Source organism: Vibrio sp. Y20_XG_PY13 (genome assembly GCF_024181925.1).
In the GTDB taxonomy this organism is placed as follows: domain Bacteria; phylum Pseudomonadota; class Gammaproteobacteria; order Enterobacterales; family Vibrionaceae; genus Vibrio; species Vibrio parahaemolyticus.
On the sequence record NZ_JAMZAL010000019.1, the window covers coordinates 22,594 to 28,593 of the forward strand.

General features: G+C 46.8%; 8 protein-coding genes. 5 read left to right on the forward strand and 3 right to left on the reverse strand.

Annotated features, from left to right (window positions below):
• The first annotated feature begins 58 nt into the window (after positions 1-58).
• The gene (locus NL646_RS22365) at positions 59-628 is read left to right on the forward strand and encodes a type I DNA topoisomerase (protein ID WP_025555709.1); all 570 of its coding nucleotides are present in this window, start codon (positions 59-61) and stop codon (positions 626-628) included.
• Positions 629-697: 69 nt separating this feature from the next.
• Here the strand turns inward: NL646_RS22365 and NL646_RS22370 are convergent, their stop codons facing one another.
• Both NL646_RS22370 and purE read right to left on the reverse strand, forming a co-directional pair.
• Entirely contained in the window at positions 698-1,825 is a 1,128-nt protein-coding gene (locus tag NL646_RS22370; RefSeq protein WP_193287664.1) for a 5-(carboxyamino)imidazole ribonucleotide synthase, read from the reverse strand.
• Between the two features lie 4 nt (positions 1,826-1,829).
• Positions 1,830-2,315, reverse strand: coding sequence for a 5-(carboxyamino)imidazole ribonucleotide mutase (gene purE, locus NL646_RS22375; protein WP_253664699.1), 486 nt, complete (start codon positions 2,313-2,315; stop codon positions 1,830-1,832).
• 199 nt (positions 2,316-2,514) lie between these two features.
• On the opposite strand from purE, the gene NL646_RS22380 reads away from it, so the two are divergent.
• From NL646_RS22380 to NL646_RS22395, 4 genes are all read left to right on the forward strand, one after another.
• Complete coding sequence (locus NL646_RS22380) at positions 2,515-3,072, forward strand: L-threonylcarbamoyladenylate synthase (RefSeq protein ID WP_025540320.1); 558 nt, start codon at positions 2,515-2,517, stop codon at positions 3,070-3,072.
• Between the two features lie 47 nt (positions 3,073-3,119).
• Positions 3,120-4,037, forward strand: a complete 918-nt coding sequence (hemF, locus tag NL646_RS22385) for an oxygen-dependent coproporphyrinogen oxidase (RefSeq protein ID WP_029798704.1) — start codon at positions 3,120-3,122, stop codon at positions 4,035-4,037.
• A 101-nt stretch (positions 4,038-4,138) separates the two neighbouring features.
• The gene (gene aroE, locus NL646_RS22390) at positions 4,139-4,972 is read left to right on the forward strand and encodes a shikimate dehydrogenase (protein ID WP_015297507.1); all 834 of its coding nucleotides are present in this window, start codon (positions 4,139-4,141) and stop codon (positions 4,970-4,972) included.
• Between the two features lie 3 nt (positions 4,973-4,975).
• Entirely contained in the window at positions 4,976-5,239 is a 264-nt protein-coding gene (locus NL646_RS22395; protein WP_005497408.1) for a DUF1488 domain-containing protein, read from the forward strand.
• A gap of 7 nt (positions 5,240-5,246) precedes the next feature.
• On the opposite strand, the gene NL646_RS22400 is transcribed toward NL646_RS22395, so the two are convergent.
• The gene (locus tag NL646_RS22400; protein ID WP_253664700.1) at positions 5,247-5,795 is read right to left on the reverse strand and encodes a gamma carbonic anhydrase family protein; all 549 of its coding nucleotides are present in this window, start codon (positions 5,793-5,795) and stop codon (positions 5,247-5,249) included.
• Positions 5,796-6,000: the final 205 nt, after the last annotated feature.

Sequence of the window (6,000 nt, forward strand, 5' to 3'; positions counted from 1 at the left end):
GTTTAGCTAGCAAGAACGCGAGCTTGTCTTTTGGTGTGTTTTTCACGAAACGGTAAGTATGAGTAGTAAAATCGACAACACCCTTTTCTCTGCCCATGAACACGCATTGGAACACGAGCCGTGTCCTAAATGTGGCAGCGAGTTGACCCTCAAACATGGCAAACACGGCCCCTTTCTTGGCTGTAGCCACTACCCAAGCTGTGATTACATCAAAGCCCTGTACAACAATGATGGACACATCGTCAAAGAGCTTGGCGTTCCTTGTCCAGATTGTGGTAACGAGTTGGTATTACGCCAAGGGCGTTATGGCATGTTTGTTGGTTGCAGTAACTATCCGGCGTGCCATCATATTGAGTCGATTAATCAACCTGAGCCAGAAAAGCAGCCGCAAGAGCAACACGCGTGTCCTGAATGTGGTAAAGGTCATTTAGTTGAGCGTAAAACGCGCTTTGGTAAAACTTTCTACGCATGTGATAACTACCCTAAATGCAAATTTGCAGTTAATCTCCCTCCGGTTAAAGGGAGATGCGAAGAATGTGGTTTTACTTTGTTGGTGGAGAAGAAACTCGCCAGTGGTGTGAAATTGCAATGTGCCAACCGTAAGTGCCAGCACACCCAACAAGGGTAAATACATCAAAGGAATTAAAAAGGGTCGCATCGTGCGACCCTTTGTGGTTTTTGGGGCTAGATTTTAGCGTTATGCTTGTTTCGCAAACTCGTGCACGGCTGGGAATGCCATTGGATCTAAGACATCCGCGAGAGCGCACAATCTACGGTGCAATTCTCCTGGGTAGTCACCGCATACGTTGATGTGACCCATTTTGCGTCCTTCACGTTTCTCTTTGCCGTACCAATGGATGTGACAACCATCCATGGCGAGCAATGCTTCTGGTAACGTATCTTCACCAAGAATATTCACCATTGAGGTTTCGCGAATCAGTTTGGTGCTGCCTAACGGCAAGCCGCACACGGCGCGCAGATGGTTTTCAAACTGACAAGTTTCCGCACCTTGCTGTGTCCAGTGACCGGAGTTGTGCACGCGTGGGGCAATCTCATTGACTAACAGTGTGCCCTCGACATCAAAGAATTCGAGCGCTAATACGCCAACGTAATCTAGGCTATCTGCGACGGCCGTGAACATCTGCTTGGCTTGGGCTTGCAGCTCTGGTGCATCAATTGCGGTGGATAAGCTCAATACGCCATTGGTATGAACGTTTTCTGCTAGAGGGTAAACTTCAACACTGCCGTCTTTGCCGCGGGCACCGACTAACGATACTTCACGGTTAAATGGTACAAACTCTTCAGCCACAATCGCTTGTGTAGGTGTTGCTGCAATGCACTCCGCCATTTCTGTCCAGATCGTCTCTATCTGAGCCGCTTCTTTCAAGCGCCACTGGCCTTTACCATCGTAACCACCCAATGCACTTTTCAGCACCATAGGCATGCCAACATGTTCAATTGCGCGTTCAAAATCTTCACGTGTCTCAATCACGTAGTACTTTGCATTACGCACACCAGCATTATCGAGTAGCGCTTTTTCAACACGGCGGTCACCGCCTGCTTTGATGGCTTCGGTACTAGGGAGGAACTTGCCACTTAATTCACAGATGTCGAGTACATCGTGAGGAATATGTTCGAATTCTGCGGTGATCGCATCCACTTGTTCAATGGCATTTTCCAAACCATGACCAAGCACCTGTTGGGTAAGAGGATGGACAACGTTACCGCTGCCGACATCGTAAGCCGAGATTTGGATGTTCAGTGGTGCACCAGCCAGAGACATCATGCGAGCCAACTGACCTGATCCGAGAACCAGTACATGCATCTGATTAATCCTCAGCTGGATTTGAGTTAGCCAGTACGGTTTCCGTCTGTTCATTGCGGAACGCTTCTACCTTAGTCATGATGCTCTCGTCATGAGTGCCTAGGATTTGTGCCGCTAAGATGCCCGCGTTTGCAGCGCCCGCTTCGCCAATCGCTAACGTGCCGACTGCAATGCCTTTTGGCATTTGTACAATAGATAGCAAAGAGTCCATGCCTTTTAGAGCGCGAGATTGAACCGGAACGCCAAGTACAGGCAAACTGGTGAAGGCTGCCGCCATTCCCGGTAGGTGAGCTGCACCACCGGCACCTGCGATGATCACTTTGATGCCGCGTTCTTTCGCGCTGCTAGCATAATCGGCTAATAGTTGAGGAGTACGGTGAGCTGACACCACCTTTGTTTCGTAAGACACGCCAAATTGATCCAGCATGTCTGCTGCTAGTTTCATGGTTGGCCAATCGGATTTAGAACCCATGATGATACCGACTTTCATCTCAAACTCCTTCAAGCTGCAAAATTAGGTGAGCTGATAAATTTGTGCGCATTATACGGGGATTTTTATCTCAAGCAAACGTTTGCGTCTTGTTGTTGACGCTATTGATACATTTTATAAAAAAATTGCTTTAGTGTCTGAGAATGAATATTTGTACACTTAGTGAAAATAATACAGTCAGACAATCAGGAAGTAATCGGTGGATAACTTTGAACAAGTGCTCAACGCACTACAACAAGGCGAAGTGATTGCCTACCCAACAGAAGGGGTTTTTGGTGTCGGATGCGATCCAGATAACCCAGAAGCAATTCAAAAACTGCTGGATCTCAAGCAGCGTCCGGTGGAAAAAGGGCTGATTCTGATCGCCGCAAGTTATGAGCAGCTCTTGCCGTATATTGATGAATCTCAACTGACTCCAGAACAATTAGCGACCGTTCATGCAACTTGGCCTGGCCCATACACTTGGATCATGCCAGCGAGCGATAAAGTCTCCAACTGGGTTTCAGGACAGTTTGATTCAATTGCAGTTCGTGTGACTGATCATCCTTTGGTTCAAAAGATGTGTAATGCATTCGGAAAGCCGTTAACCTCTACCAGCGCGAATCTTTCCGGCTTGCCACCGTGTATGACCACGGAAGAGGTAGAGCAGCAATTGGGTGGCAAGTTGGTGGCCATTCTTCGTGGTGAAACCAGCGGTCGTGATAAACCCAGCGAGATTCGTGACGCCAAAACTTCACAAATATTAAGACAGGGCTAACCCTGCTTGCCAGCCATCAATAGGTATCACGTAATAGGTAATAACGTATGTCAGCAATCGATAAGTACGCCGTAAAGCAGTTCCTGATGTCACTTCAGGACTCCATTTGTCAGCAGTTAGAACAAGAAGATGGAAAGGCCGTCTTTGTCGAAGATGCATGGCATCGTGAACCGGGCGAACGTCTTGGTGGCGGTGGGCGCTCACGTGTTCTGCGTGATGGCCTTGTTTTCGAGCAAGGTGGGGTGAACTTCTCGCATGTGGAAGGGGAAGAAATGCCAGCATCTGCGACGGCTCATCGTCCAGAGCTAGCTGGTCGCCGCTTTGAAGCGATGGGGGTCTCTTTGGTTATCCATCCCAAAAACCCTTACGTCCCAACTTCTCATGCGAATGTGCGTTTCTTTATCGCCGAGAAAGAGGGCGAAGAACCAATTTGGTGGTTTGGTGGTGGTTTCGACCTGACTCCTTTCTATCCTTTCGAAGAAGATTGTCAGTCATGGCACGATACAGCTAAGGCAATCTGTGCCCCATTTGGTGAAGAAGTATATGCCGAGCACAAAGCGTGGTGTGATAAGTACTTCTTCTTGCCACATCGAAACGAAACTCGTGGTGTTGGTGGTTTGTTCTTTGATGATTTGAATCACTGGGAGTTTGATAAGTGTTTCGATTACATCAAAGCGGTGGGTGAAGGCTATTGCCAAGCTTACTTGCCGATCGTGTCTCGTCGTAAAGACATCGAATATGGCGAGCGTGAACGTGAATTCCAACTTTACCGTCGTGGTCGTTATGTTGAGTTCAACTTAGTGTACGACCGTGGCACTTTATTCGGTTTACAAAGTGGTGGGCGTACCGAGTCGATTCTGATGTCGATGCCGCCGTTAGCTCGCTGGGAGTACCGCTACGAACCAGAAGCAGGAACGCCTGAAGCTGAACTTTACGAGCGATACCTGAAACCACGCGAATGGTAAGCACGGAATCTCCTTTTCTATATAGATAGATAGTGATAGGGTCATCTGTAATCAGATGGCCCTGTTTTCTCTATATCTAAGTAAGGAATAAAGGTAAGGACATGACCCCGCAAATCGATCGTTACGCCGTGTTTGGTAACCCTATCGGGCACAGCAAGTCGCCATTTATCCATACACTCTTTGCTCGTCAAACGAATCAGTCGCTTACATACACCGCAGAGTGTGCGCCTGTGGGTGGATTTATCGAAGCAGCGAAAGCATTTTTTGCTGACGGCGGCAAAGGCTGTAACGTGACCTTGCCTTTTAAAGAAGATGCCTATCAATTTGCCAGCCGTTTGACCGAGCGTGCTCAGCTTGCTGGAGCAGTGAATACACTTAAGAAGCTTGATGATGGTGAAATCATTGGTGATAACACTGATGGTGCAGGCTTAGTGCAGGACTTGTTGCAACATCAAGTCGTTTTAGAAGGCGCACGCATCCTGATCATAGGAGCTGGTGGTGCCGCTCGAGGAGTGATTAAACCATTGCTCGATCAAAAACCAACATCTCTAACGATAACTAATCGTACATTTTCCAAAGCCGAAGAATTGGCAGAATTGTTTTCTGCGTATGGCCCTGTTACAGCAAAAGAGATGAATACCATTGCTGAAGAGTTCGATGTCATAATCAACTCTACGTCTGCATCATTGAGTGGTGAGTTACCTGCGATCTCTTCCTCGGTGTTCGCCGCCAATAGTACAAGCTACGACATGATGTATGGCAAAGGTGATACCACATTTAACCAATGGGCTAAGCAACACGGTGCGGCACATGCTTATGATGGTTTAGGTATGTTAGTTGGCCAAGCTGCTGAGAGTTTTATGTTATGGCGCGGTCTTCGTCCTGGAGCCAAACAGATTTTGCGTGAATTAAGAAAGAACCTTGAAGGTCAATAAGCGATGAATCAATCCATCTTATTCCCAGACATGCAATCATGGGATGAAGTATCACAATCAGTAAACTTTGCGGCGCAACAATCTGGTGCGCTAATAGAATGCTTTGTGACGAAACAAAAGTTAGAAAAGTTATCTGGCTCAGAGTTAGATACGGAGCAGGCCGTGATCGCCGCTTTTATTGACTACCGATTTGATCTGGAAGAAATAGCAGAAGAGTTAATAGAAGATGAAGCCTTCAACGAAGAAGGCCATATTATCATCGGCTAACAGACCTTTAGTTCAAGTCTTCTACTTCATGTAAGTAGTCGTTTTTGTTTTGAACATAGTTATTGGCTGACTTTTGTAAAAAAGCTCGTTCTGTTTCTGATAGAGGGCGAGCTTGTTTCACTGGACTACCGACATAAAGATAACCGCTTTCTAATCTCTTTCCTGGCGGTACTAAACTGCCCGCTCCAATCATCACCTCTGATTCAATAACGACAGCATCTAAAACAATCGCCCCCATACCAACCAATACACGATCGTGTATCTCACAACCGTGCAGCATCACTTTGTGGCCAATCGTAACGTCATTGCCGATAATAAGTGGATAGCCGTTTGGGTTTTCAGAGTTCTTATGGGTGACATGCAAAACACTGGCATCTTGAATATTCGTTCGATCACCAATGTGAATGTGGTTCACATCGCCTCGTGCCGCTACTAATGGCCAAATGCTAGAATCGTCCCCAATACGGATATCTCCGACTAACACTGAGGTTGAGTCAACGTAAACACGCTCACCAAGTTGAGGCTTTATACCTTTGTAGCTTCTAATTGAGCTCATCTTTTCTCCTTATTAGGGGCGATTACAGGGGACATGGAGGTAGAATAGTAGTGAAAACTCGCCTTTTAGAATAAAAAACACCCAAACGATAAAAAAATCAAAAAAAACGTGAAAAAGGGCTTGCCAATGTGATCGCAATCTCTATAATGCCACCTCGCTGACACGGCAACGCTTCGAAAGAAACGAAGTCGAGGTTAGCAAGCCA